The sequence below is a fragment of the Mariniphaga sediminis genome (genome assembly GCF_003573545.1).
In the GTDB taxonomy this organism is placed as follows: domain Bacteria; phylum Bacteroidota; class Bacteroidia; order Bacteroidales; family Prolixibacteraceae; genus Mariniphaga; species Mariniphaga sediminis.
Window position 1 is genome coordinate 88,265 of sequence record NZ_QWET01000015.1, and the last position, 26,428, is coordinate 114,692.

A 26,428-nucleotide genomic window follows, 5' to 3' on the forward strand; every position below is an offset into this window, starting at 1 on the left:
CTATTTGGGCCGGTTAACCAGAACCGGGGATTATACGTGTGGCAAATTAGTAATTATGATCTTAATCTGCAATGTGTTATACAGCAGATAGGCTTTCCCCCACTCCCCGTTTGCAACGAGGGAGAGTGGGAAATAAGATTTTCCCTGTAGCTCGAATAACCTGACAGCGTCTCGCAGACCTGTCAGCGTTTAAAGGGAACAACTAACCCATGCTATTCACCCGGGTAGCTTGTCAAGCATGCTCCTGAAGCACTTTTCCCCGCCTATCCCTGATGAAAATACCGGAGACAGGCGGGGGATTTATTTTTTAGCAGCTTCCTGATGTTTTAATCCAGGCTCTCCAGAATACACCTGACACATAACGCCGATCGTTTATCTGCTGTGGACATAAAAAGTTGATTGCCTCCCAAAGACCAGTATGTAGCCCTGTAGTCAATGAATTCATTATCAAAGGCATCATTTCTCTCGCTCGTCCAGTAATAGGCAGCCCAGGCCGGTGAATTTGAAATGTAAAGGAATCCAGTCAGGTAATCATAATAGTAATTACCATTAGGGATGGCTGAAAAGCCGTAGAAGTCATCGCCTTTCATTGTACTCTCATCCCAAAGATAAGGGGCCATTAAACTCGATTGATAACTTTCCGGTGGATAATTGGAAGAGGTGTATTCTCTTAAAATCTCTATATCTTCCTTCGTGGGGAGCCTCCATCCGTCGGGGCATACACCTTTAATTTTTTGTCCCATGCCGGCATAATACTGGCGGGTTGCCGCAGTATATGTATAACAGTAACCGGGCAGGGCATTACAGTATTCTTCAGAAGTTATCGGATTCGCATCACAGGGATCGAGGTAGCACTTTACCGAATCCTCCAGCATAACCATTTCGCGGCCTGTCATTTCTTTTGTTATGGGTTCGCCGTCACTATACCTGCTTGTTCTCAGGGCATCTGCCATCCAAATCTGGTTTCCTGTTTTAACCCAGTCATAAGTGTTCCCGTCTATATCGGTTAAGGTTCCCAGGTACCCTTCATTTTTAAGCCTTTCATCGTATCCTGAACGGGCAAGAAATCCAATGCCAAATCCTTGTTCCAAAAGATCATTCAGTTCCGGAGATGTCAACTTGATGAAATCAGACAGTTCCTCCACTGCGGCTCCTGCCATGAGGATGTCATGCAGGCAAACCGGATCAATGTCAGCCAATTCAGAAACAGGAACATCGGCCTGTACCAGTTTTTCAAGAGTTGTCCCTGCCATATAGAGTTGTTGTGCGGTAACACCTTTGGCGTATAATTCCTTTGTAGATAATCCAAGCTCCAGTACCTTGGATGAATGAGGATCGTCCTCCACACAGCCAAATGAAATAGTCGCTAAAAGGACCAGGCCTAAAAGTACTTTTTTCATTTCCCCGGAATTATTGAAAGTCCAACTTCAATGCCAATGCCCGAAATTGCCATTTTCAATTCGCGGTCCTGACTGTATCCCATATTTGCGTGTGCATATCCGACAGAGAAATCGAAAGAAACATGCTGGTTAATAAAACTTGACATACCAATGCTGGCTGCATACGCGAGCCCGCCAAAAAGATCATCCATCTCAGAACCGGTTACCTCGGAGTAACTTTTTGAAGCGAGGTACCCAACCTCGGCGCCAACAAAAGGCTTCCATTGATTCTCACCCAGATAGTATCTGCCAAACAAAGAAGCGCCATAAACGGATTCCTTTATTTCATAAAGGTCGTAGCCATTCTTCTGGAAACTCAGCGGAAGGCTTATGCCCACCGATAAATTGTCGGCAACAAAATAGCCGAATGCCGGCTCAAATTCGATGGCGGTTGTTTTTATACTTTTAAGATCATTTCCGTCATATTTGATCGTATTTTTTCCGAATGCGGCCGTCAAATCGGTGCCGGCATAGATTATAAACTTCCCTTTTTCTGTCTGTCCCAGGCTGAAAAGGGGTAACATGATCAGGATTAACCCGAAAAGAGTAAAATATTTTTTCATTTGTCTGGAATTTATGGAGCTCATTTTCTGATTAGGTAAACGCTTTGTCATCCTTTGATATGCCTCAGCTTTACATCGCAGCTATGGGCCTTTTTGTACTTTTTAATTTTTGCAATTTTAAGGAAAAAGTTTCAAAATAATTGGGAATTATTTGCTGTGGAGGAATGATTATTCCCATTTCCCGGATAAACGGACTGGCGCTGGTTTTATCGCGCTTTCTGTCAGTCTGTTCGTCTGTGTTAATTTTGTTTTACTACAGCCTGGCTCAAAAGAATTAAGCCTCTTTCCTGCGGTTACGGAATGCTCTATTTTGTGGTTGTTGTCATTTCTCAAACCGGAGCCTTTCTAAATCGGAGGTTTCCACGTTACTTCCCTCATTTTATTGCACATTCATGAAAAAGAAGAAGTGAATTTTATGAAAAAAGCAGGCTCAAACAGTTTTTTCAGGTAACCCAATTACCTCTGAATTAATTTTCAGTTTCAGTATATTACCTTCCCAAGGTGTTCAATGGAAGGGAAAAACATGATTGAAGTCATTTATGATTTTTTTATTTAAAAAAAGTTTAATAAAATCATTTGTAGTTAATAAAAAAAAATATAAACTTGTACCCATCAAATAATAATTGTTACAAAAGCCTGCATGGATCTATTAGTGAAAAATATCGACGATGTAAGTAATCAAAGTAGACATGACTCTCAAAAGAGAAAGATTATTTCAATACTGAATAAAGCGGAGCAGGCTTTAACGATTCCTGAATTGTGTAAAAAAGTAAGGTTAAGTATTCCAACAGGTACAAGACTTATTAATGAGCTTATTGAAGACAAGATAATTATTGAGTCAGGAAAAAAAGAAACCGAAAATGGAAGACGCCCTTCGTTGTACAAAGTAGATAAAGATTATGCCTTTTCCATTGGTGTAATCGTTTTATTGAAAGGCCTTTCTTTTTCTGTTTACAATCTGGCCATGGAGGAAATATACTCTGTTGAACAGGAAGATTTTATTCTCGAAAATACTCAGGAATGCCTGGAAGGGGTTACCGCGTTTATTGATGAATCCATCCGGCAGTCAGGAATTAAAAGAAACAAAATTCTAGGAATTGGAATTGGCATTACCGGAAGAATCAATTCAAAAACAGGCAATTCCTACAACTACTTTAATTTTTTGGAAAATTCTCTGGTCGAATACTTTGAAGAGAGCTTTCAGTTTTCAGCTTATATTGAAAATGATACGCACTTGATCGGATTGGCCGAACAGGTTTTTGGGAAAGCCAAAAATGAAAAAAACGCTTTTGTCGTTAATTTAAGTCAGGGCCTGGGTATGACTATGATTACGAACGGCGAAATTGTTTCGGGAGATGATGGTTTTGCCGGTGAATTTGGTCATATGCAAATTGTTGAATCGAACAAGTTGTGTTTGTGCGGGAAAAGAGGGTGCCTTGGTACCGAAGCATCAGGATATGCGCTGGAAGAAAGTTTTAAGGAACAAATGGAAGCCGGAGAAACTTCATTGCTGGCAATGAATGGAAATAATGAAAAGATTAGTTATAAAGAAATCCTTCATGCTGCCGGGAAAGGAGATGCCTTGTCCATTTCGCTTACATATAATATAGGGTTCAAACTTGGGAATGCATTGGGGAATATGATAAACCTGTTAAACCCGCATGTGATAATTATTGGCGGAAAGTTTGCGCCGGCAAAAGATATTTTGTCCGGGTCAATCAAGTCGGGGATGGTACATACTGCTCTTTCATTGCCTCTTCAGTCTTGTAAACTTACCTTTAGCTCAATCGGGACAAGTGCAGCTATTAAGGGCGCTGGTGCTCTGGTATTAAGAAGAAAAAATCTTATTTAATAAATAACAATAATAATCTAAATCAAAAGGAATGAAAAAAAGTAGCGAAGAAGACTAAGAAGAGCCTGCCACATGGCTCCGTCAAGCTCATGGGCAGGCAAAGTAATTGCATATACATCACAAATTTACTTTAAAAAGATGATAAAATTCAGTTTTTCATAAAAAGAATTATTGATCATCTCTAAATATCTGCTACTTCCCGGGATAGCAGGTAATTCAATCTCAGTTTAGGATAAATACATACTCAATCCGAGTTTAAAATTTTTGTATGATGACAAATCTGCAGAAAGCATCTCTCTTTTTTCTAAGTTTCCTCATGATAAGTATAATGGCTTGTTCTCGTGAATTAAGCCACGACGATAATGAGGAGGAGATAATTTTTAAAGAAGAATCTTCTACGGGTGAACCGGAGCATTATCAGGCGGTGCCGAATGACCTTGTGCTTATTTATGATGGTGGCGCTCACCGTAGGATTCAATGGGGTAAAGAACATTTTGCTCCTTATGTATCTGCGGAGGTTAACGGAGAAGAAAAGTGGTTGTTCGATGGATTTCTCTTTCTGGAAATCCACGATGGACGAGGCCGCGGCTTTGCCTCCGGATACCAGGCCATGGCTGCACGTAAAACCGAATGGGAAAATCTGCTGGAAAACTATTTTGCCAAAGGAAACGGCATCCATGCCTTGAACGAACAGATAGAAGAGATGCGTAAAACCGGACGGGTAACCGGAGAATTTGAGAAAAGAAAAGTTGTGTTGTGTATTCCCGAACCCATTCCTAATCAAACGGATTGGGGGCAACTGGATGGCCGGTCTCTCCAGTTTTTTAGAAAGGAAGACCGGATTGATGCCTGCAAATGGTACATTGATTTCGCCGAACAGCTTTTTCAGGATGCGAACTTTGAACATGTTGAACTGGTTGGATTTTACTGGTTGGCCGAAGAAGCCACAAACAGTAGAAACCTGGCGAAAGATGTAGCTGACTATGTGTATGGGAAAAAATACGATTTCTACTGGATTCCCTATTTTAATTCCGATGGCTATTCGGAATGGAGAAACCTGGGGTTTAATGTACCCTATTATCAGCCCAATTATTTCTTTAGTGAGAGTATTCCTTATTCCCGCTTGCAGGAAGCCTGCGACAGGGCCCGTAAGTTTCAGATGAATATGGAAATTGAGTTTGACGACAGGGCGTTGAAAAATAATGGATGGGGATACCGGTTAACGGATTATCTGGATGTTTATGAAAAAAACGGGGTTTTTGATTCACTAAAAGTAGCCTATTACCAGGGGGGAGATGCTTTTTACAAGTTGTCTCAATCCGAAGAGGAGGCTGACCGGGCATTGTATCGCCGCATCATTCATTTGATAACGCAAAGAGCAGAAGAAGGCGTTGATTAATCCATCTTCTGAAATGAAAATACTGAAGGGAAGATAAAATTCTAAAAACGGAATCGTGGACTCAACCAAAATAGTAGAAAATCTAACAGCGGATGATGGCCATAAAACCTTTAGGGAAGATAAAGAAACCACGTTCTCCTTTCGAAGGAGGGAGTTTTTACTCAAAGGAGGAAGAGATCCTTAGAGCATGGGCGAAAGACCTGAAATCTTTCAGAAATATTTTGTATTCAGAGAGTTGAAGGACTGAATATTTATAATTGAGATTCAACTTTATTCAATTTAAAAACTGTAAAAAAAAAATCAATGGAATGTGACAAACGATCTTTTATTTGGAAGAACAGATTTTTACAAAGTCTGTTTCTGGCACTATTCTTTTTTTTAACCAGCGTTGCGTATGCACAGGTTAATGTAAAAGGGAAAGTGGTTGATGCAACAGGAGAAACACTGATTGGTGTGAATGTCCTGGTGAAAGATACGAACCAGGGTACCGTTACCGACGGGAGCGGGGAATTCACTCTTTCTGTACCATCTGCCAATAGTACACTGGTTTTCTCCTATGTGGGGTTTTTGGTTCAGGAGATTCCTCTGGATGGCAGGACCTACTTGAATGTTACAATGGAGCAAGACACGGAAGAGCTGGGTGAGGTCATCGTAGTAGGTTATGGTACCCAAAAGAAGGTAAGTGTTACAGGATCTGTAGCACAGATTGAAAGCAAAGATCTGTTGCAGGCTCCTTCGGGAGATATCACCTCTTTACTGGCCGGGAAATTACCGGGTCTTTCTACCCTGCAAACTTCCGGACAACCAGGGTCTGACGGAGCCTCAATACGGGTGCGGGGAGTTTCTACATTAGGAAAAAGTTCAGCTACCCTGATTGTGGATGGAGTGCAGCGAAGTTTTGCCCAGTTGGATCCCAACGACATTGACAGGATATCCATTTTGAAGGATGCTTCTGCTGCGGCAGTTTACGGTGTTCAGGGGGCTGGTGGTGTCATTCTGGTTACAACCAAAAGAGGAACTGTACAGGCGCCAAAAATTACCTACACCGGAAAGGTTTCGTATAACCAGAATACTTTTTTTCCTGAATTCCTCGACGGGCCAGACTTCATCAAGTGGTATAACAAAGCCCTTGAGATGGACGGGAAAGATCCGGTTTTTACACAGAGCCTGTACGAGAAAGCCCTGAATGGTGATCCGGAAGGAAAAATACAAAATACCAACTGGTTTGATGAGATTATGAAGCCGGGCTCTTTCTCAACCCATCATAACATAAACGTGAACGGGGGGAATGAGTCGGTAAAATATTTCTTGTCGGCAGGTTATCTTTCGCAAGATGGTATTATTGACAACTTCGATTTCAAACGGTATAATGTGCGGTCGAATGTGGATATAAACCTGAATCACGGATTTCGGTTGGAGCTGGATTTAGCAGCCCGGCAGGAAGATCGCAAATCGGGATATTTCAGTGTGTCTAACCAGTCTTGGAACAATCCGGTAACACTGGCATCCAAAGTATTCCCGTTTTTGCCGACTACCTACGAAGGATTGCCTACGGTAGGTCATTTTAATAAAAACAACACGTTTAACCCTGTGGTTTATAATAATGTGGGCTACAATAACTCCGTGTTGAATGTTTTGCAGTCTTCTGCAAAATTTGCCTGGGAACTTCCCTGGGTGAAAGGGCTGGAGTTTGGTATTAAAATGAGCTACGATAAAGATTATACCACGCGCCGCGCATGGGCTGCACCGGTAAAGGTAAACAGCTACGATATTGTTTCTAATACCTACACCGAAGTATTAACGAATTTGTCTGTGACAGCGAATAACGTTGAATCTTTTACGCATGCAAACAGTCAGTTTTACCGGAGGACGTTACAGCCATCAATCAATTATGCGAATACATTTGGTAAACATGATATTTCCGGATTATTCCTGTTTGAGGAGGCGTTGCAGGAAGGTGAAAACCTGGGGGCTGTGGCCATTGATTATGATGTTACTACCCTGCATGAACTGGATATGGGGAATGATATTAAAGACAATAACGGAAAACCTAATGTCTGGGGAAACAGCAGTATATTCAAGCGCGCCGGGTTTGTAGGGAGGATCAATTACGGTTTCGACAATAAATACCTGGTTGAACTGGCAGCCCGTTACGACGGTTCTTCCCGTTTCGCCCCCGATAACCGTTGGGGTTTCTTCCCCGCTGCATCTGCCGGATGGAGAATTTCGGAGGAACCCTTTTTCAGTGGGTTAAAGGATGTCATCGAGAACCTGAAACTTCGCGCTTCGGCCGGTGTACTGGGTAACGACCTGAATGTGGGGCAGTTTGCTTATCTGAATATGATGAGAAGAAACCCTCCAACTATTTATATTGGCGATAAAGAGTATATCTCAGTATATACTGCCGGAGAGGTAAACAGGGATATCACCTGGGAAAAAACGGCCACTTACAACCTCGGTTTCGAAATGATGTTTAACAGAGGGATATTCGGAATAGAGTTTGACTACTTTTACAAACACACCCGCGATATCCTGATTAGTGGTGCCAGCCTGTTTCCCTGGTCTCTGGGAGGAAACTACCCGGGAACCGTGAATGGAGGCGAAGTGGCAAACCGGGGTCTGGAACTGGTATTGAGCCATAATAATAAAGTGGGTCAGGTGCATTATAATATTAAAGGTAATTTGGGGTGGTCCAGGAATAAAGTCCTGAAAATGAATGAGAGCCCGAATACACCGGCGTATCAAAAACGTACCGGAAGAAAACTGGGTGAAAAAATGGGATTTATTGCGGAAGGCCTTTACGAAAGCGAAGCCCAGATCATGAATACGCCTACGTTAAGCCACCTTCAGAAGATTAGCCAGATCAGGCCAGGGGATATTATCTACAAAGATTTGAACGGAGATGGTAAAGTGGAGAGTTCTCAGGATTATACTTTCCTCGGAAACAGTAGCTTCCCTGAATTGATGTACGGCCTCAATATGGGCGCTTCATGGAAGAATTTTGACGCATCCGTCTTTTTCCAGGGTGCTGCAATCCGCGACATCTTTTTAAGTGGGGTTTACGGCAATGGTCATGTAGATGCTACTATCTATACCCGTCCTTTCCATGGGAACGGTAATTCACCCAGGTTCCTGATAGAAGACAGCTGGACTCCTGAAAACATGGATTCTGAGTTTGCCCGTCTTACTACTGTTGCCGCAGAGGTGGGTAATGCTAACGGGTGGGCTTCCTCCTGGTGGATGCGTGATGCCAGTTATCTTCGGTTAAAAAATGCCCAGATAGGATATACTTTGAATAGCAGCTACCTAAAAGGAGTTGGTTTGGAGGCTGTCCGGTTGAGTTTCACCGGGGCAAATCTTATCACATGGTCCGGTCTGAATAAGTATGGTATCGACCCGGAAGCTCCGGAGATAAGCAACGGGTATTATCCTCAGCAACGTACATACGAGTTCGGTCTAAGTGTAACATTTTAAAAAGGAACAACAATGAAAATAAGTAAGATGAAATATCAGTTACTTGTTCTGTCCGCATTTCTTCTGTTGGGTGCTTGTAGCGAGGAATACCTTAACCCGGAACCTCGCACAGTGTACACAGAAGCAGAGATATGGAAGACAAAGGAGAATACATATTTGTATATCAACGGGTTTTATAAACCAATTTATGAGTATGGCCCTTACGGCAAAAAATATGCAGGTGTGGCATTAAACGATGGTTTTAGCGACATCGTTAAGTACAACCAGCATGTGATGGGACCTAATGGCGGCGACGTGAACAAAACAATCCTGAGTCCGATCATTAGCCCGACAACCAATGTGTTGTCCGATTATCAATATGAATACAACCGGATTCGCCGGATCAATGAGTTTCTGTATGGTCTGGAGAATTATGTTACCTATTCAAAAGAAGACAAGCTGCTCATGGAAGCCCAGGCCCGGTTCTTTAGAGGGTTCCTGCATTTTATGCTGGTTAGAAGCCATGGCGGAGTAATTATCCGGGACTATATCGATGGCCCGAATGAAGCGTATAAAGCAAGAAGTACCGAGAGTGAATGTTATGATTTTATCACAAAAGAGCTGGATTTTGCCGCTGAAAACCTTCCCGCAAAATGGGACGCTGCCAGTTTAGGACGTCTGACCAGAGGGGGAGTATATGGCTACAAATCGAGAGTTATGCTCTATGCTGAAAGATGGCAGGATGCTATTGACGCAGCAGAAGAGGTGATAAAAGAAGAGGGTAATTTATACGGGCTGGAGTCGGACTATGATAAAATTTTCAAAACATTAGACAGCAAGGAAGGGGTTCTTTCGTATCGTTTTGGGGGTACTTTAGGACATTCGTTCCATCATTTGTATTGCCCCAAAGGCGATAAGAGCGAAGGTATTATTGGTATTGCCGGGCCTACACTTGAAATGGTTGACTCTTACCGGATGGCCGATGGGAGTGAATTCGACTGGAATAACCCGGAGCATGCTGCCAATCCTTATGCAAACAGGGAACCGCGCTTTTATGCTTCTGTGCTCTATAATGGTGCAACCTGGAAAGGACGTACCATTGAAACGTTTGTGGGAGGACAAGACGGTTTTGAACCCTACGCTGCACAGCAAAGTTCCGGAGGTACCACCACAGGATACTATATCCGTAAAATGATTGATGAGAAAGCTTCTATGGATGAGGTGAGCTCACAAACCTGGTATGAAGTAAGGTATGCCGAAGTGCTTCTGAATCATGCTGAAGCGCTCAATGAACTGGGAAGAGGCGAGGAAGCCCTGGTTTCGCTCAATAAAGTCCGTATAAGGGCCAAGTTGCCGAAAATCACTGTCTCAGACAAAGAAGCATTGCGCGAGATTATCCGCGAAGAACGTAAAGTTGAACTCGCTTTTGAGGGACAACGCTACTGGGATTTACGTCGTTGGAAACTGGCAACAGAAGTTCTCAACGGAGTGAGGATGCATGGTACCAAAATCACGAAGGATGGAGACACATTCATTTATGAAACGGTAGAATGTGATGATAAGGATCGCGTGTTTAAAGAGAGCTATTATAAGTTCCCTGTTCCGCAAAATGAGATAGATAATAATCCTTTATGCAAGCAAACACCGCTTTGGTAAAAAAAGAACAATCATGAAAAAAAATGTATATATATTATTATCGTTGTGCATATTCAGTTTAGCCTTCCTGCTTACAGGGTGCCAGGAACCTGAAGAACTGGTCCCTACAGCCGGAAATAAACTGACGGCACTTAGTTTCCTTACTGCTGATTTGGTTGATACCAAAATTACAGTAGAAGAAACGGATACAGAAGGTGTTATCGCCATTGATGCTGATGTAAATGGGTTGAAAACTACCGATATGACAAAAATTAGTGTGTCGGCAAATATTCCCAACAATGCCCGTGTGGAGCCGGCTTTTGTCGGACCAGTGGATCTCTCCGAACCGTATCAGTTTGAAGTGGTAGGAGCCGACGGAGAAAGACAGGCTTACGTTATCGAAGCCCGGTTAAGTGTAGTTTATCAGCATCAGACGCTGTGGAGAAAAACAGCCACTGAATTGAACTTTACCAACCATAACAACGGTGCGGTGGGTTTCAGCGGCGATTATGTAGTGGTACACGACAGGGGCGGATTTTTTTACGTCAACATTTCTGACGGAGAAAGAGCCGGTGATATTTCCATGGAAGGAATCGACTGGGGCAGCCTGCAAAGAACCGTGCCGCTGCACATGGCTACCGATGATGCCGGGAATATTGCTTCTTGTAACTTTGGTGTGGCTGAAGGTGATGTAATACACATGTATTGGTGGGAAGGCGTAACGGCAACCCCTGAAATGTTGTTCGAATATGTACTGGATATTCCGGGAGTACAGGTTGGTAGAAAGATTTATGTAAGAGGCGATATGACCGACCATGCGTTCCTCTACCTGGGCCTCTCCAATAAAAACATGTTCCTGCAATGGGAAATCAAAAACGGGCAGGTAGTGTCGGAAGAACCCAGAAGAGTGGATTATTCGCTCGACTATACCATGGGCGTACAGGCCAAAATTATACCGATTGAGGTGGGGGCCAACAGCAACTATTTTGTAGCCCGCTACGAGAGCGGCGTTGCCAAAGTTGCCATTACGTATATGGATGGAACAACCAATCAGCCAATCTATCAATCAGAGCATCACATTCAGGGAATTTATCACCAATGGTTAGGTGGAGGCCATGCTTTTGATTATGCTCAAATGGATGGAGCCTACTATATGTTTATGCTTGAGCAAAATACGTATAACTGGATGCGGGAGATTTTCGACCTCAGAAAGGTAATGCTCAGACCGGATAAAATTAATTCGATTATGGATCTTATTAAATTCAGGCAATGGAATAATTGGTTGGAGTTTCCGTTAGATCCAAATTTTGCCAGTAACGGAAATGTTACCGGCGAGGTGAAAGTGAGGGTGAGTCCGGACGGACAATCTGCGTTGGTTGCATTCTTGTGTACCAACGGAGGCGTAGAACTTTGGGAAGTCTATTAATATTTGCGTCAGCCGGATAGAGAGTAGAAGAGGAGGGCTGGATTTTGGCGCCAAATTTCCTGTAGTAATCAATGTCAGGAAGCGTCTGCCGGAAATTCAGCCGCCTCTCTGTTCTTTTTAAGTTGATATTTTTTTGGTGTATATTATGACATTATTTAGATCCGATTTTTTTCTTGCTGCTATGAATAATAAATTTTATACCGCATTTATCTGTCTGCTGCTATTCACTGCATGTTCTGGTTCTGAAGGATATGATCTTGGAGACGATGAGGTGCAATGGAAAGAACCTCCTGTCGAGCTGCCTTCCATTCCGGTAAATGAAAAGCCCAGGATTTTATGGATGGATGCTTCGGCAAATTTTGATTTTCTGGCAAACAGCAAAGAAAATATTCGGAGCTGTCTCGTTAAAGCAAAATATACCGGATTCACGGAAATTGTTGTGGATGTGAGGCCAACCTGTGGAGATGTTTTGTATAACAGCAGTTTGGTGGAGCAAATCACAACGTTAAATCATGTGGAAAGAACGGCCTCCTGGGATTATCTTGGTACTTTCATCGAAGAAGCACATAACCTGGGGCTGAAAGTGAATGCAAACATCAATGTCATGGTGGGAGGAAATATACGTGACGGAGGGGTTTTGTACCGGGATAGCGAAAAGAGCTCCTGGGCAACGCAGCTCTATTATCCGTCCGGCATTATCTCAATCATGGATGACGAGAGATCGCACGCCAAGTTTTTTAATCCGGTGAATCCGGAAGTGCAGGCGTATCTTTTGTCTCTCATCAGGGAACTGGCGCAAAATTATTCCAACCTGGATGGTATTATTTTGGACAGGGCCCGTTTTAATTCCATTGAAAGCGATTTTTCTCAGCTCACAAAAACTGCGTTTGAAAAATATATCGGAAAAACGGTGGATGCATTTCCCTATTCCGTTTTTACCTGGAATGCAGATAAGGTAAAACCAGGATTATATTATAAACAGTGGCTGGAATTCAGGGCGAAAATTACCCATGATTTTTTCCAAAAGGCAGGGGAAACAATTAAAGGAGTAAATCCGGATATCAAATTTGGCACCTACACCGGATCGTGGTATTCATCGTATTATAACGAAGGAGTGAACTGGGCCAGTAACCGGTTTGATGCTTCTGCCCATTATTCCTGGGCAACTCCGGAATACAAAAACTATGGATATGCCTCCCTTTTGGATTTATACATGACGGGAGCTTACGGTAAAACGTTGTACGGCGCAGAAAATGAATGGACCGTTGAAGGGGCGATCCTGAATGCGAAGAAAGTTACCCTGGGAGATGTAAATGTTATCGGGAGCTTATACGGATTAAATTATGAAAACAAGCCAAACGATGCGGAAGAAGCTGTATATATTACGCTGACGGTGGGCGACGGGTTAATGTTTTTCGATATGATTTATTTAAGAATGTACGACCAGTGGAATGCTGTTAAACGGGGCATCGACCGCGCTTTGGAGAATGACTAGAATGAAAGAAATAGTGCTGTCTGGCAAAGCCGGGTAGTAGGAGTAATTAAGTGATAAAATATTATGGCCTTTGAGATATCAAGAAGACGCTTTGTAAAAACGTTAAGTGCAACAACGATGGGACTTGGAATCATGCCCTCTGTTACGGCAGGAATGAAGAGTTCGAATGCAATAAAACCCATTGTAGGCTCCTGGTTCGAATTTCAGCACCATAGTTTGGCCGAAGGGAAGTATTGGAACGCTACCCTGGCCAGTTTTACTGCCAGCCAGTGGGAGCATAAAATAAAAGAAATAGCTCAGTCCGGTATTCGTTATCTTGTGCTGCTGAATACGGCCATTCGCGATAAAACCTTCTATCCGTCAAAATTTATCCCCGGGCACCAGTTGGCCTGTGAGGATCCCCTGGAAGTTGTGCTGTCCGCCGCTGATAAATATGGCGTGAAGTTTTTTGTGAGCAATGGATTTTACGGAGAATGGACCAGGCCTGCTTTTCTGATGCAGGATAAAGAGATTGAGAAAATCAGGCTGCGCGCCATGAATGAAATAGCTGAAAAATACGGGCATCATAAAAGTTTTTATGGCTGGTATTATCCCAACGAAACAGGGATTCAGGGGCATTATGATGATTTTTTTATCCGTTATGTAAACCATTCTACGGCCGAAGCGACAAAACTTACCCCAAAAGCCAAAACGCTGATTGCGCCTTACGGAACCCGCAATGTAAAAGCCGATGATAATTACCTGCGGCAGCTGGAACAACTGGATGTCGATTTTATAGCATACCAGGATGAAATTGGCGTTGAAAAAACAAAGGTGGAGGAGAGCGCCGGATTTTTTGAAAGTTTATATAAGCTACACAAAAAGGCGGCAAAATCAAAGATTTGGGCTGATGTGGAAGTTTTTCAGTTTGAAGGACAGGTTTACCAAAGTGCCCTGTTGCCCGCCCCGGCCGAACGGGTTATCAGGCAACTGGAAGCGGTTTCCCCTTTTGTGGAAAAAATATTTATTTACCAGTACACCGGTTTGATAAATGCTCCCGGAAGTAAAGCGTATGCCGGGCACCCTGATTCAACAAAACTTTATCAGGCGTTGAAAAAGAATCGTTTTTTAAAGTGAAATGACAGCGTATGAGAAGCATGAACTTTATGGGTTCGTCATATACATTCAGTTTTAAACAAAAGTTCTCTTTTTTTTTAGATTTTTAAGAAAAAAAGATGGATCCGTATCGTTCTAAAGTATATTTTAACCGGGAGGAGATTGGCAGAGAGTATTTCAGGGGAGAAGGGATAACCCGGATTAGCTGGCAAAAAATACAGTTTCATCGTTCCAGCGGAGAAGGTTCATGGAAGTTGTGGCATAAAAAGGAGGATGATTTGTGATGTTATTCATTGTGTTTGGTGTGACTTAGAGGATTAAGTAACAAACAATTATAAATATATTGAACAACAAATTTATGAACAGATGAAGAATATAAACAGAAGAAATTTTGTCAAAAAAACTGCTTTGGCCGGCGCTGCGTTTACCGTGGTGCCTGGTTCGGTTTTGGGCAAAGCTGCCGGGCATGTTTCCCCCAGTGATAAACTGAATATAGCCGGTGTTGGTATCGGGGGTATGGGCCGCAATAACCTGCGTAATATGAGCGGAGAAAACATTGTGGCCCTGTGCGATGTGGACTGGAATTATGCCGGGAAAACATTCAAGGATTACCCTAAAGCCCAAAAGTTTAAAGACTGGCGTGAGATGCTCGATAAAGCGGGTAACTCCATTGATGCGGTAATGGTTGCAACACCTGATCATACACATGCCGGGGTAACAGCGCATTCCATTACCCTCGGGAAACACGTGTATACCCAAAAACCGCTGACCCATTCCGTTTACGAATCACGGCTTTTAACCAAACTGGCCGAAAAATATGGAGTGGCCACTCAAATGGGCAACCAGGGGAATTCATTTGGCGATATTCGCAGGGTGTGCGAATGGATCTGGTCCGGGGCAATCGGCGAAGTTACCGAAGTACATGCATGGACTGATCGCCCCATTTGGCCGCAGGGATTACAGCGCCCGGTCGAAAATATGAAAGTTCCGGAAACATTGAATTGGGATTTGTTCCTGGGGCCGGCTGCTTACCGTCCGTATCATTCGGCTTATACTCCGTGGAACTGGCGTGGCTGGTGGGATTTTGGAACCGGCGCATTAGGCGATATGGCTTGCCATGTGCTCGACCCGGTATTCTGGGCGCTTAACCTGAAATATCCTTCCCAGGTGGAAGGTTCTTCCACGTTGGTAAATACCGAAAGTCCGCCTCATGCGGAAGTCGTAAAATACACCTTCCCTGCCCGCGAAAGTATGCCAAACGTTGGAATGCCTGAAGTGAAAGTAATCTGGTATGACGGGGGGCTTTTACCAGCTCGTCCTGTTGAACTCCCGGATGGCGAAGTTTTAGGGAAAGACAGTGGCGGTGGATTGCTCTTCGTGGGTACCAAAGGTAAAATAATGACCAGCTATTATGGAATGAAGCCTACCTTACTGCCTTACTCCAAAATGGAAGATTTTAAAGAACCCGAACCGGTATTACGCCGAATTCCGGGATCTGAATCCGGACCATGGTCGGGGGCACACGAACGCGACTGGATCCGGGCTTGTAAAGAATCAGCAGAAAACCGCACGGAAACAAACGCCAACTTTGCCTATTCCGGCCCGTTTAACGAAATGGTGGTAATGGGTGTGCTGGCTGTTCGTCTTCAGGGATTGAACCGTATTCTGGACTGGGATGGCGAAAACATGCGCTTTACCAATATCTCCGATTCGGATAAAATTAAAGTGGTTACGAATGATAAATTTGAAGTGATTGACGGCGATCCAAAATTCAAAAGGGATTATGCCGAATTCAATGCCCGGGAAATGGCAGAAGAATGGATAAATCACACATATAGAAGTGGGTGGTCTTTGCCGGATATGCCCTGAGATTAGTTAGTAGAAATAAGGTAGAGTTGTTTTTGTAACGACTCTGCCTGCTTTTTTTTTAATTCATTTTTTATTTTTAATACTTCATAAAAATTATGGCTATAAAAGAACTTGTTGTTAAATGTATACTGATTGTTTTTTCCTTTGCTTTATCATTAAATGGCGCGGCTCAAAAAAGTCATTTTGAAAAAGCCGGTTGGAAACTGGGGGTCCAAAGTTATACCTTCCATAAATTTACTTTTCAGGAGGCAGTTGATAAGGCACAACAACTGGGATTAAAATACATTGAAGTTTATTATGGCCAGCCGCTCGGGGAAGGAATGGAAGGGACAATGGATTTCCGGATGGATAAAAATACCCGGAAGCAGGTGCTAAAATATGCCAAATCGAAAAAGGTTAAAATTGTGGCCAGCGGGGTGGTTATTTGTAAAGACGAACAGGAGTGGGAGCAGCTTTTCCGGTTTGCCGATGCCATGGGGATTGAAATAATTACCTGCGAGCCGGAGTATAAGCATCTGAAATATGTAGACAGTCTGGCAAATAAATATAAAATTGATGTCGCCATTCATAATCATCCAAAACCCTCTAATTATTGGAATCCCGATATGTTTCTCGAAGCAGTGGAAGGATTGAGTGCCCGGATTGGAGCCTGTGCCGATGTGGGGCATTGGGAGAGAATGGGCCTCGATGCCGTGGAGTGTTTAAAAAAGTTGGACGGCCGTGTAAAAGCGCTTCATTTTAAAGATATTAAAGAAAAGGTAGAGGGCGAAGCAGAACAACACGACGTAATATGGGGAACAGGTATTCTGGATATAAATGGAATGCTAACCGAGTTGAAACGACAAAATTTCGAGGGGCTGTTTTCCATTGAATACGAACACAACTGGTATAATTCGGTACCGGATATAGAAAAAAATATAAGTTACTTTACGGATATGACAAATAAGATTTTGTAAAATTATCAGGGATGAAGTTCGATTGGATAGATTTATCGATCATTGCCCTTTATATTGTACTTAGCATTTTTATTGGCTTCTGGATTTCAAAAAAAGCCGGGAAAAGCTTACAAAACTATTTTTTGGGCGGAAACCAATTGAAATGGTATTACCTGGGGTTATCCAATGGTTCCGGAATGTTTGATGTGTCCGGCGCTGCCTGGACGGTTACTATCTTTTTTGTTTATGGGTTAAAAAGTGTTTGGATTCCCTGGCTCTGGCCTGTGTGGAATCAGATTTTTGTCATGATTTTTATGGCTGTCTGGCTGCGGCGTTCGAATGTAATGACGGGCGCAGAGTGGATTACCACCCGGTTTGGGAATGACCGCGGCGGGAAGTTTTCCCACATTATTGTAGTCGTTTTTGCGGTGATTAGCGCCATTGGCTTTATTGCTTACTTTTTTGTGGGGATCGGGAAATTTGCCGTGATGATTTTTCCCTGGGATCTATCTTTTTCGCTGGGCAGGGTACATATTATTTCTGAATATGCCTATGCGACTATTCTTCTTACCATTACCACATTGTATGTTATAAAAGGCGGTATGTATAGTGTGGTGGCCACAGAGGTGATGCAGTTTTTTGTGATGACCATTGCCTGTATTGCAGTAGCCTGGTTTGCCATGAAACATGTGTCGGCAGAGCAAATAGAAGCTTCGGTTCCCAATGGCTGGTTTGATATTGTTCCGCGTTGGGATGGAGGCCTCGATTGGACTGACATCTTTGCTCAGGCAAACGATAAAATTGCTGAAGACGGATATGGCATGTTGGGGGCCATGGTAATGATGATGTTATTCAAAGGAATTTTTTCCAGTCTGGCCGGACCCGTGCCAAGTTACGATATGCAACGCATATTGTCAACAAAAACACCGCGCGATGCCGCCAAGATGAGCGGACTTACTTCCCTGGTCCTCTATCCGCCAAGGTACCTGATGATTGCCGGACTGGGTATTTTGGCACTGGTGTCGGTCGGGCCTATGCTGGAGGCGAGTAACGGCACTTTCGATTTCGAAAAAATACTTCCGTTTGTGATAAATAATTTATTGCCTGTGGGGCTGAAGGGAATTATTCTGGCCGGGTTGTTGGCCGCTTTTATGTCCACTTTTTCGGCATTTGTTAATTCGGCGCCGGCCTATATTGTTAACGATTTATACAAAAAGTATATCAATCCCAATGCTTCCGGAAAACGGTATATTCGTATCAGCTACTTTTCCTCCATCGGTATGGTAGTGGTCGGAATCATTTTTGGTTTTTTCTCTGCATCCATTAATTCACTTACCCTTTGGATTACCTCGTCGTTATACGGTGGATATGTCGCTGCAAATGTGTTAAAATGGGTGTGGTGGCGTTTTAACGGGTATGGATATTTTTGGGGAATGCTGGCCGGACTGGCAGGCTCAACCATTAAGTTTCTGTTTTTTCCCGCAACGCCTGACATATACCTGTTCCCAATCATCCTTATTATGGCATCGGCCGGCAGTTTTTTGGGATGTCTTTTTACCAAACCTGTTGATGATGATACACTGATTGAATTTTATAAAAATGTGCGTCCCTGGGGGTGGTGGAAACCGGTTTACCTCAAAGCAAAGAAAAAATACCCCGGCATAACCAAAAACAAGGATTTGCCACGGGATGCATTCAATATCGTTATTGGGATTATTTGGCAAACCGTTTTAATAACGGCCCCTGTGTACTTTGTACTTCGGAAGCCTCAGGGGGTGCTCATTTCACTGGCTGTGTTTATTTTGACATCCATCATATTAAAATTTAACTGGTTAGATAAAATAAAGGATTATGAAACGAGCGTGTAAAACATAAGCCGGACTGGCATACTATACCTTTGAAAATAAACAACTTTAATAGCATGAAAAATAGGAATAAAATATAAGTTTATTACAACACTGAAAGAGAAAAGGATGAAGATAAAGGGTACTTTTTTAGATGAGATAAGCCATGATATCCCGCATCAGAATTGGGGAAGAGAAGAGTGGAGGAGAGATTTCAGTTATATGAAAAAGGCAGGTATCGATACAGTTATTCTTATCCGTGCCGGCTATCGGAAATGGCAAACATTCCCTTCTGAAGTTTTGATGCAACAGGAAGGAGCACATCGTCCGCCGGTAGATCTGGTTCAGATGTTTCTGGAGCTGGCTGAGGAAAACGGAATGGATTTTTACTTCGGATTGTATGATTCGGGTAAATACTGGACTGACGGAAGATTTGGGCAGGAGATCGATATTAATAAAAGATTTATCGATGAGGTTTGGAAAAGATATGAGAAAATGCCAGCTTTTAAAGGATGGTATATTCCTCATGAAATCAGCCGGGATACAGGCCGGATTATAGATCTTTATGCGGAACTGGCCAGGCATGGAAAAGATATTTCAAATGGATTATCAGTACTCATTTCTCCCTATATCGATGGAATCAAAAATGTAACCCAATACAAGACCAATACCACAAAAAGCTGTGGGGTTACCTTGAAACAACATGAGACTGAATGGTGCGAAATTTTTGACGGAATAAAAGGGGCCGTTGATATAGTGGCGTTTCAGGACGGACATGTGGATTACCAGGATTTGACAAGCTTCCTTCAAATCAATAAATCCCTGGCCGACAAATTTGGCCTTGAATGCTGGACAAATTCGGAGACTTTCGACCGAGACATGCCCATCAAATTTATGCCCATCAAATGGGAAAAGCTTTTATTGAAACTTGAAATGGCAGCCAAAGCCGGAATTGAACAGGCCATTACCTTTGAGTTTTCGCATTTTATGAGCCCTCAATCGGCCTATTTACAGGCGGGGCATTTATACAACCGGTACATGGACTATTTGCAGAACCTGAAATAAAAAGTTAACTCAATCAGTAAAATATGAAACGAAGAAATTTTATAACTCTTGTATCTGCCGGAAGCGGAGGGTTACTGTTAACCGCACCGGTAAAGAGTTCCGCTTTAGCAAATGCAAATAAAAAGAATAAAGTTAGTCCCGGCGGGCTATCTGCCGATGTTATTATAGCAGGCGGAGGAATGGGGGGATGTGCAACTGCCCTGGCTGCATGCCGCAATGGCCTGAGCGTTATAATGACGGAAGAAACCGACTGGATTGGAGGGCAACTATCGCAGCAAGGTGTTCCGCCGGATGAGCATTCCTGGATTGAAACACATGGTGCACCTTCTTCATATCGGGATTTCAGAAACCGGGTGCGGGCCTACTATAAACGCAATTATCCTTTGACAGAGGGAGCCCGCAACCGCGAAAATCTCAATCCCGGCGATGGTTCTGTCTCCCGGCTATGTCACGAACCCAAAGTGGCAGTGGCTGTGTTGCTGGAAATGTTGCATCCTTACATGAGTTCCGGTAAATTGGTACTGCTGACGGAACATAAAATATATAGAGCAGATGTTACCGGCGACATGGTAAAATTTGTGGAGGCAACAAACCTGAAAAATAATCAGAAAGTGGTGCTGGAAGCTCCTTACTTTGTCGATGCGACGGAGTGTGGCGATCTTCTTCCGCTTACCAATACGGAATATGTTACCGGTACCGAATCAAAAAAGCAGACCGGCGAACTGCATGCCCCGGAAAAAGGAAACCCCAAAAATAACCAGGCATTCACCTTGTGTTTTGCCATGGATTATCAGCCCGGGGTAAACAATATTATCGACCGCCCGGAGGATTACAGCTTCTGGAGTAATTACGTCCCAGAAATGACACCGCCCTGGGCAGGGAAACTGTTGGATTTGAACTATTCAAATCCCAGGACTTTGGAGCCCAAAGAACTTGGGTTTCACCCGGAAGGAGTACGGACAGGGAGTGTGTTGAACCTTTGGAATTACCGGCGGATAATCAATAAAAATAATTTTGCCCCCGGAATATATGACGGCGATATAACCATTGTAAACTGGCCGCAGAATGACTATTTTTTAGGGGACATCATTGATGTAAGCGAAAAAGAGTTTAAGAAACACATCGAAGCTTCCCGTCAGTTAAGTTTATCCCTGTTTTACTGGTTGCAGACCGAAGCGCCGCGGCCTGACGGAGGTCTTGGCTGGCCGGGGTTACGCCTGCGGGGCGATGTAATGGGAACCAATGACGGAATGGCCAAGTATCCTTACATCAGGGAATCCCGAAGGATTAAGGCAGAGTTTACCATTCTGGAAGAACATGTGGGAGCGGAAAACCGGAAACTGGTGGCCGGAGAAGAGGCCGGGAAAAAAGCTGCCGGTTTTTATGACAGTGTGGGAACAGGGTATTATCATATCGACCTTCATCCCAGCAGCCAGGGCGACAATTACATCGACTTTGGCTCTCTGCCGTTTCAAATTCCGTTAGGCGCTTTGCTGCCACAACGTATGAATAACCTGCTGCCGGCCAATAAAAATATTGGCACCACGCATATTACCAACGGATGTTACCGGCTGCACCCGGTCGAATGGAGCATTGGCGAAGCTGTTGGTTCATTGATTGCCTTTGCCCGGAAGAAAAAAACGCTCCCCAGGGCCGTGCGGGAAAACAGAAACTTGCTGGAAGAATTTCAGGGGTGGATTCGTAGCCAGGGATTAGAAACTCACTGGCCCGGATAATACCTGGAAAGAAAAAGGTACGGTTAACGAAAACGAAATAGGTTAATTAAATATAAAAACAGATGAACATTGACAACAAATTTGTCCATATGAGGTATGTCGCCTTTATCTCATTTGTTGCGGCATTGGGCGGATTATTATTTGGGTATGACACGGCGGTTATCTCGGGTACGGTGTCTCAGGTTACGGAACAATTCGGCTTAAGTACCATGCAAAGTGGCTGGTATGTGGGGTGTGCTTTAATTGGATCAATCGTTGGGGTTGTGCTCGCCGGAAGGCTGAGCGATCACCTGGGCCGGAAAAGCACCATGATTCTCTCTGCTCTTCTTTTTACTTCCTCAGCTGTGGGGTGCGCCCTTTCAAACAGTTTTAACCAGTTGGTTCTTTGGCGCATTGTGGGAGGCGCAGGAATCGGAATTGTTTCGGTAGTGTGCCCGCTGTACATTTCCGAAGTATCGCCGGCTTCGCACCGGGGGCGGTTGGTTTCGTTATACCAGCTTGCCATAACGGTAGGCTTTTTAGGGGCATACCTGGTCAACTATTTGTTGCTCAATCTTTCTGCCGGTTTTTCATCGTCGAGCGCAATCTTGCAAAAAGTTTTTGGACTGGAACCGTGGCGCGGGATGCTGGGAGCTGAAACATTGCCTGCCGCGCTGTTTTTTATGGTAACTTTTTTAATTCCTGAAAGTCCGCGCTGGTTGCTGGTAAAAGGAAGGGAGAACCAGGCCTCTTTAATTTTTGCGAAAATTTTTGTGAAAAAAGAAGACATCGCACGCCTGGTGCTGGAAACAAAAAAGATGCTGCAACTACAATCAGAAGCTAAATCAGACTGGAAAGTGCTCATGCAACCGGGATTCCGTAAAGCGGTAATTATCGGTTCTGCCATAGCCATATTGGGCCAGTTTATGGGGGTGAATGCCGTGCTTTACTACGGGCCTTCCATTTTTGAAAGCAGCGGCCTGTCCAGTGGAGATTCCCTGTTTTATCAATCGCTTATTGGTACGGTAAACATGGTGACAACCGTGCTGGCGTTGCTTGTTATCGATAAAGTGGGGCGTAAAAAACTGGTTTACTTTGGAGTTTCAGGAATGGTTCTTTCGCTGGTTTTTATTGGCTTCTACTTTTTGTTTTCCGGTATGTTGGGGCTGTCTGGTGTTTTCCTGCTGGTTTGTTTCCTTGCGTATATCTTTTTCACTGCGGGCTCCATCAGTGCTGTAATTTTTGTTTTTCTTTCAGAAATGTATCCTACGCGTATCCGGGGATTTGCCATGTCAATCGCGACCCTTTCTTTGTGGATTGGAACGTATCTAATCGGTCAGCTTACCCCGTGGATGCTGGAAAATCTGACACCGGCAGGTACCTTTTTCCTTTTTGCAGCAATGTGTTTCCCCTACATGTTCATCGTTTGGCGGTTAATGCCGGAAACAACCGGAAAATCGCTTGAAGAGATTGAACTGTTTTGGCTCAGGGATGAAAATAAAAAGCATAAATAAGAATATATATTATGGATTTCAAGGCATTAGAACAAAAATATAAAAGCGAGTTGTTTGATCGTGTGCTCCCTTTTTGGCTGGATAAATCGCAAGACAAAGAGTTTGGGGGGTATTTTACCTGCCTCGACCGCGAAGGGAATGTATTTGATACCGATAAATTTATCTGGCTTCAGGCACGGGAAGTCTGGCTTTTTTCAATGTTGTATAATAAGGTGGAAAAAAATCCGGAGTGGCTCCGTTGTGCCGTTCAGGGCGGGGAATTTCTTAAAAAGTTTGGTCACGATGGCAATCACAACTGGTTTTTTAGTCTGACCCGTGAAGGGAACCCGTTGGTGCAGCCCTACAACATTTTTTCATACACGTTTGCCGCAATGGCTTTTGCACAACTGGGCCTGGCCACAGGTAATTCCGAGTACAGGGATATTGCCCGCAAAACCTTCGACCGGATTGTGGAGCGTCAGGATAACCCCAAAGGGAAATACAACAAGGCTTTTCCGGGGACACGGAACCTTAAAAATTTTGCGTTGCCTATGATAATGTGCAACCTTGCTCTCGAAATGGAACATATTCTGGGAGAAGAGGAGGTAAAAAAAACAGCCCGGTCGGTTATGAACGAAGTGCTCAACGTGTTTTACCGTCCCGAGCTTGGGCTGGTTGTTGAAAATGTAAACACAGATAACTCGTTTTCCGATACGTTTGACGGACGTCTGCTCAACCCCGGCCATGCCATCGAGGCCATGTGGTTTATCATGGATTTAGGGGTCCGGTTCAATAATAACGAGGTGGTTGAGAAAGCCGAAAAGATAATGCACCAGACATTGGAGCATGGCTGGGATAAAAAATACGGAGGCATCTTTTACTTTATGGACGCCGGCGGACATCCGACCCAGCAACTTGAGTGGGACCAGAAACTGTGGTGGGTACATATTGAAACCCTCATTTCCTTGCTGAAAAGTTATCATCTTACCGGGTCATCAAAATCGCTGGAGTGGTTTGAAAAAGTACATGATTACACCTGGTCGCACTTTGCTGATGAGCAGTACCCCGAATGGTTTGGTTACCTCGACAGGCAGGGCAAAGTATTGCTGAACCTGAAAGGGGGAAAATGGAAAGGATGCTTTCACGTTCCGCGCGGATTGTACCAATGCTGGCAAACCCTCGGGAGATTAGCCGAAAAATAATTCTGAATTTTTAGCCGGATATTTTTTTAGCATGAAATTGTTACATTTTTTGGGGCTGGTTTTGCTGACCAGCCTTATTTCCTGTACAGGGAAGGAAATGGCCTATGACCTTGAAGCAGATGTTTTAGTCATAGGAGGAGGGGCCAGCGGTACCATGGCAGGCATCCAGTCGGCGCGCCTGGGAGCTTCTACTTTAATGGTTGAGGAAACCCCGTGGCTGGGAGGAATGCTTACCTCCGCGGGAGTGAGCGCCATTGATGGAAACTACAGGCTTTATTCCGGGCTTTGGGAAGAATTCAGGCAAAAGCTGTATAACCATTACGGGAGCGCCGGAGCGGTGAATACAGGCTGGGTCAGCAATGTGTTATTCGAACCTTCGGTTGGGGCAAACATTCTTTGGGAAATGGCTTCAGCCGAACAAAAGCTGGAAGTAAAATTTGACAGCAAACTTCACAGTCTGAAAAAAACTGAAGATGGCTGGGTCGCAGTTTTTACTGCCGGGGAGGCCCGTTTTTCTGTTAAAGCAACCGTAATTATTGATGGGACCGAACTGGGTGACGTGGCTAAAATGGCCGGGATTCCCTACGATGTGGGTATGGATTCACGCCACGAAACCGGCGAAGCCATTGCACCGGAAAAAGCAAACAACATTGTTCAGGATCTTACGTACGTGGCAATCCTTAAAGATTACGGCAAAGGAGCCGATAAAACCATCCCCCGTCCTGAAAATTATGATCCTGCCCCATTTCGGTGCACCTGTGCCAGCGACTCCTGCAAAGAGGATAATTACGAACGTGAACCATGGGGGTGCGACTACATGATGGAATATGGGCATCTTCCCAATAACAAATTTATGATCAACTGGCCTATAAATGGGAATGATTATTATGTGAACGTTGTCGAAATGTCGGAGGCAGGGCGGCAGGCAGCTTACAAAAAGGCCAAATGGCACACCCGCTGTTATATCTATTACCTGCAAACAGAATTGGGATTTAATAACCTGGGCATTGCCGAAGGTGAATTTCCTACCGCCGACGGGTTCCCGTTATTTCCTTATCACCGGGAGTCAAGACGTATTAAAGGGAAGGTGCGTTTTACCGTAAATGATATGGCCCGGCCGTTTGATCAGCAGAGGGCCCTTTACCGGACAGGAATTGCCGTTGGCGATTATGCGGTTGATCATCACCACGCAGCGTATCCGGACCCCTCGGAAGTGCCCGATTTGCATTTTTACCCGGTGCCATCGTATACCCTTCCGCTTGGAGCTCTTATTCCCGCCAACCAGGAAAATTTGATTGTAGCCGAAAAATCCGTTTCTGTTACCAATATAGTAAACGGCACCACCCGTTTGCAGCCTGTCTGTATGCTTATCGGACAGGCCGCAGGAGTATTGGGAGCCCTGGCGACTCAGACCGGGGTAGCTCCGGCCGATGTGCCCATACGCAGGGTGCAGGAGGCTTTGCTGGATGCGGGCGCTTATATTCAGCCTTATTCTGACATTACTCCTGAAGATTCTTACTGGAAAGCAGTTCAGCGTATTGGTGCAACCGGCATTATTAAAGGAGAAGGTAAAAATCAGGGATGGGCCAACCTTACCCTTTTTCATCCCGATTCGGTAATGACTTCAAAAGCCCTGTCGGAAGGGCTGAAAGAGTTGGTTCCGGATGTTGAATTCCATTTCGAAGGCGCTTTTGTAACGGGGAAGGAAGCCGGCGAAATAGCTATGAAAACGGGAATTATTCTGGGAACCTGTAAAAAAGCAGACGAAGATTTGCTTCTGCAAAAAATTGAAAATAGTTGGGCGGAATATGGTTTTGGAACATTTCTGCCCAATGAACCGGTTTCACGGTGTCAGATGGCGGTAATTCTGCATGAAATTGCCAACCCGTTCAACGTCGAAATCGATTGGGAGGGCAACTTTAAAAAAAATTGCCGCTGACCCTGTTTG

18 protein-coding genes are annotated in these 26,428 nt (G+C 44.0%); 16 read left to right on the forward strand and 2 right to left on the reverse strand.

The features are described 5' to 3' along the window. Positions 1 to 326 precede the first annotated feature (326 nt). Positions 327 to 1,400 carry a fibrobacter succinogenes major paralogous domain-containing protein gene (locus D1164_RS17450; protein WP_119351182.1) on the reverse strand — a complete coding sequence of 358 codons (1,074 nt, stop codon included), beginning with the start codon at positions 1,398 to 1,400 and terminating at the stop codon, positions 327 to 329. Beyond that, entirely contained in the window at positions 1,397 to 2,002 is a 606-nt protein-coding gene (locus D1164_RS17455) for an outer membrane beta-barrel protein (protein ID WP_172594511.1), read from the reverse strand. Before D1164_RS17455 ends, D1164_RS17450 begins: the two co-directional genes overlap by 4 nt. Positions 2,003 to 2,642: 640 nt before the next feature. Here D1164_RS17455 and D1164_RS17460 point away from each other — a divergent pair. From D1164_RS17460 to D1164_RS17530, 16 genes are all read left to right on the forward strand, one after another. Then, positions 2,643 to 3,854 (forward strand): ROK family protein, encoded by a 1,212-nt coding sequence (locus tag D1164_RS17460; protein WP_119351184.1) that lies wholly within the window; start codon positions 2,643 to 2,645, stop codon positions 3,852 to 3,854. Between the two features lie 268 nt (positions 3,855 to 4,122). Beyond that, complete coding sequence (locus D1164_RS17465) at positions 4,123 to 5,253, forward strand: DUF4855 domain-containing protein (protein ID WP_119351185.1); 1,131 nt, start codon at positions 4,123 to 4,125, stop codon at positions 5,251 to 5,253. Positions 5,254 to 5,556: 303 nt separating this feature from the next. Then, a complete protein-coding gene (locus D1164_RS17470) occupies positions 5,557 to 8,727 on the forward strand; it encodes a SusC/RagA family TonB-linked outer membrane protein (protein WP_119351186.1) in 3,171 nt (1,056 codons plus the stop codon). A gap of 12 nt (positions 8,728 to 8,739) precedes the next feature. Beyond that, the gene (locus D1164_RS17475; protein ID WP_119351187.1) at positions 8,740 to 10,362 is read left to right on the forward strand and encodes a RagB/SusD family nutrient uptake outer membrane protein; all 1,623 of its coding nucleotides are present in this window, start codon (positions 8,740 to 8,742) and stop codon (positions 10,360 to 10,362) included. Positions 10,363 to 10,375: 13 nt separating this feature from the next. Further along, entirely contained in the window at positions 10,376 to 11,767 is a 1,392-nt protein-coding gene (locus tag D1164_RS17480) for a DUF5018 domain-containing protein (protein ID WP_119351188.1), read from the forward strand. Between the two features lie 145 nt (positions 11,768 to 11,912). Beyond that, positions 11,913 to 13,262: an alpha amylase family protein gene (locus tag D1164_RS17485; protein WP_119351189.1), complete on the forward strand. Its 1,350-nt coding sequence runs from the start codon at positions 11,913 to 11,915 to the stop codon at positions 13,260 to 13,262. A gap of 63 nt (positions 13,263 to 13,325) precedes the next feature. After that, complete coding sequence (locus D1164_RS17490) at positions 13,326 to 14,378, forward strand: DUF4434 domain-containing protein (RefSeq protein WP_206611054.1); 1,053 nt, start codon at positions 13,326 to 13,328, stop codon at positions 14,376 to 14,378. A 98-nt stretch (positions 14,379 to 14,476) separates the two neighbouring features. Next, the gene (locus D1164_RS23820; protein ID WP_172594512.1) at positions 14,477 to 14,641 is read left to right on the forward strand and encodes a hypothetical protein; all 165 of its coding nucleotides are present in this window, start codon (positions 14,477 to 14,479) and stop codon (positions 14,639 to 14,641) included. An 82-nt stretch (positions 14,642 to 14,723) separates the two neighbouring features. Next, positions 14,724 to 16,226, forward strand: coding sequence for a Gfo/Idh/MocA family protein (locus tag D1164_RS17495; RefSeq protein WP_119351191.1), 1,503 nt, complete (start codon positions 14,724 to 14,726; stop codon positions 16,224 to 16,226). Positions 16,227 to 16,321: 95 nt separating this feature from the next. Continuing rightward, positions 16,322 to 17,182 carry a sugar phosphate isomerase/epimerase family protein gene (locus D1164_RS17500; RefSeq protein ID WP_119351192.1) on the forward strand — a complete coding sequence of 287 codons (861 nt, stop codon included), beginning with the start codon at positions 16,322 to 16,324 and terminating at the stop codon, positions 17,180 to 17,182. A gap of 11 nt (positions 17,183 to 17,193) precedes the next feature. After that, entirely contained in the window at positions 17,194 to 19,029 is a 1,836-nt protein-coding gene (locus D1164_RS17505) for a sodium:solute symporter family protein (RefSeq protein WP_119351193.1), read from the forward strand. A 105-nt stretch (positions 19,030 to 19,134) separates the two neighbouring features. After that, on the forward strand, positions 19,135 to 20,070 hold the full coding sequence (locus tag D1164_RS17510; protein ID WP_119351194.1) for a DUF4434 domain-containing protein: 936 nt from the start codon (positions 19,135 to 19,137) through the stop codon (positions 20,068 to 20,070). 23 nt (positions 20,071 to 20,093) lie between these two features. After that, complete coding sequence (locus D1164_RS17515; protein ID WP_119351195.1) at positions 20,094 to 21,806, forward strand: FAD-dependent oxidoreductase; 1,713 nt, start codon at positions 20,094 to 20,096, stop codon at positions 21,804 to 21,806. A 62-nt stretch (positions 21,807 to 21,868) separates the two neighbouring features. Beyond that, positions 21,869 to 23,299 carry a sugar porter family MFS transporter gene (locus D1164_RS17520; protein WP_119351196.1) on the forward strand — a complete coding sequence of 477 codons (1,431 nt, stop codon included), beginning with the start codon at positions 21,869 to 21,871 and terminating at the stop codon, positions 23,297 to 23,299. An 11-nt stretch (positions 23,300 to 23,310) separates the two neighbouring features. Then, entirely contained in the window at positions 23,311 to 24,480 is a 1,170-nt protein-coding gene (locus D1164_RS17525; protein WP_119351197.1) for an AGE family epimerase/isomerase, read from the forward strand. Positions 24,481 to 24,511: 31 nt separating this feature from the next. Then, positions 24,512 to 26,419: an FAD-dependent oxidoreductase gene (locus D1164_RS17530; RefSeq protein ID WP_119351198.1), complete on the forward strand. Its 1,908-nt coding sequence runs from the start codon at positions 24,512 to 24,514 to the stop codon at positions 26,417 to 26,419. Positions 26,420 to 26,428 lie beyond the last annotated feature (9 nt).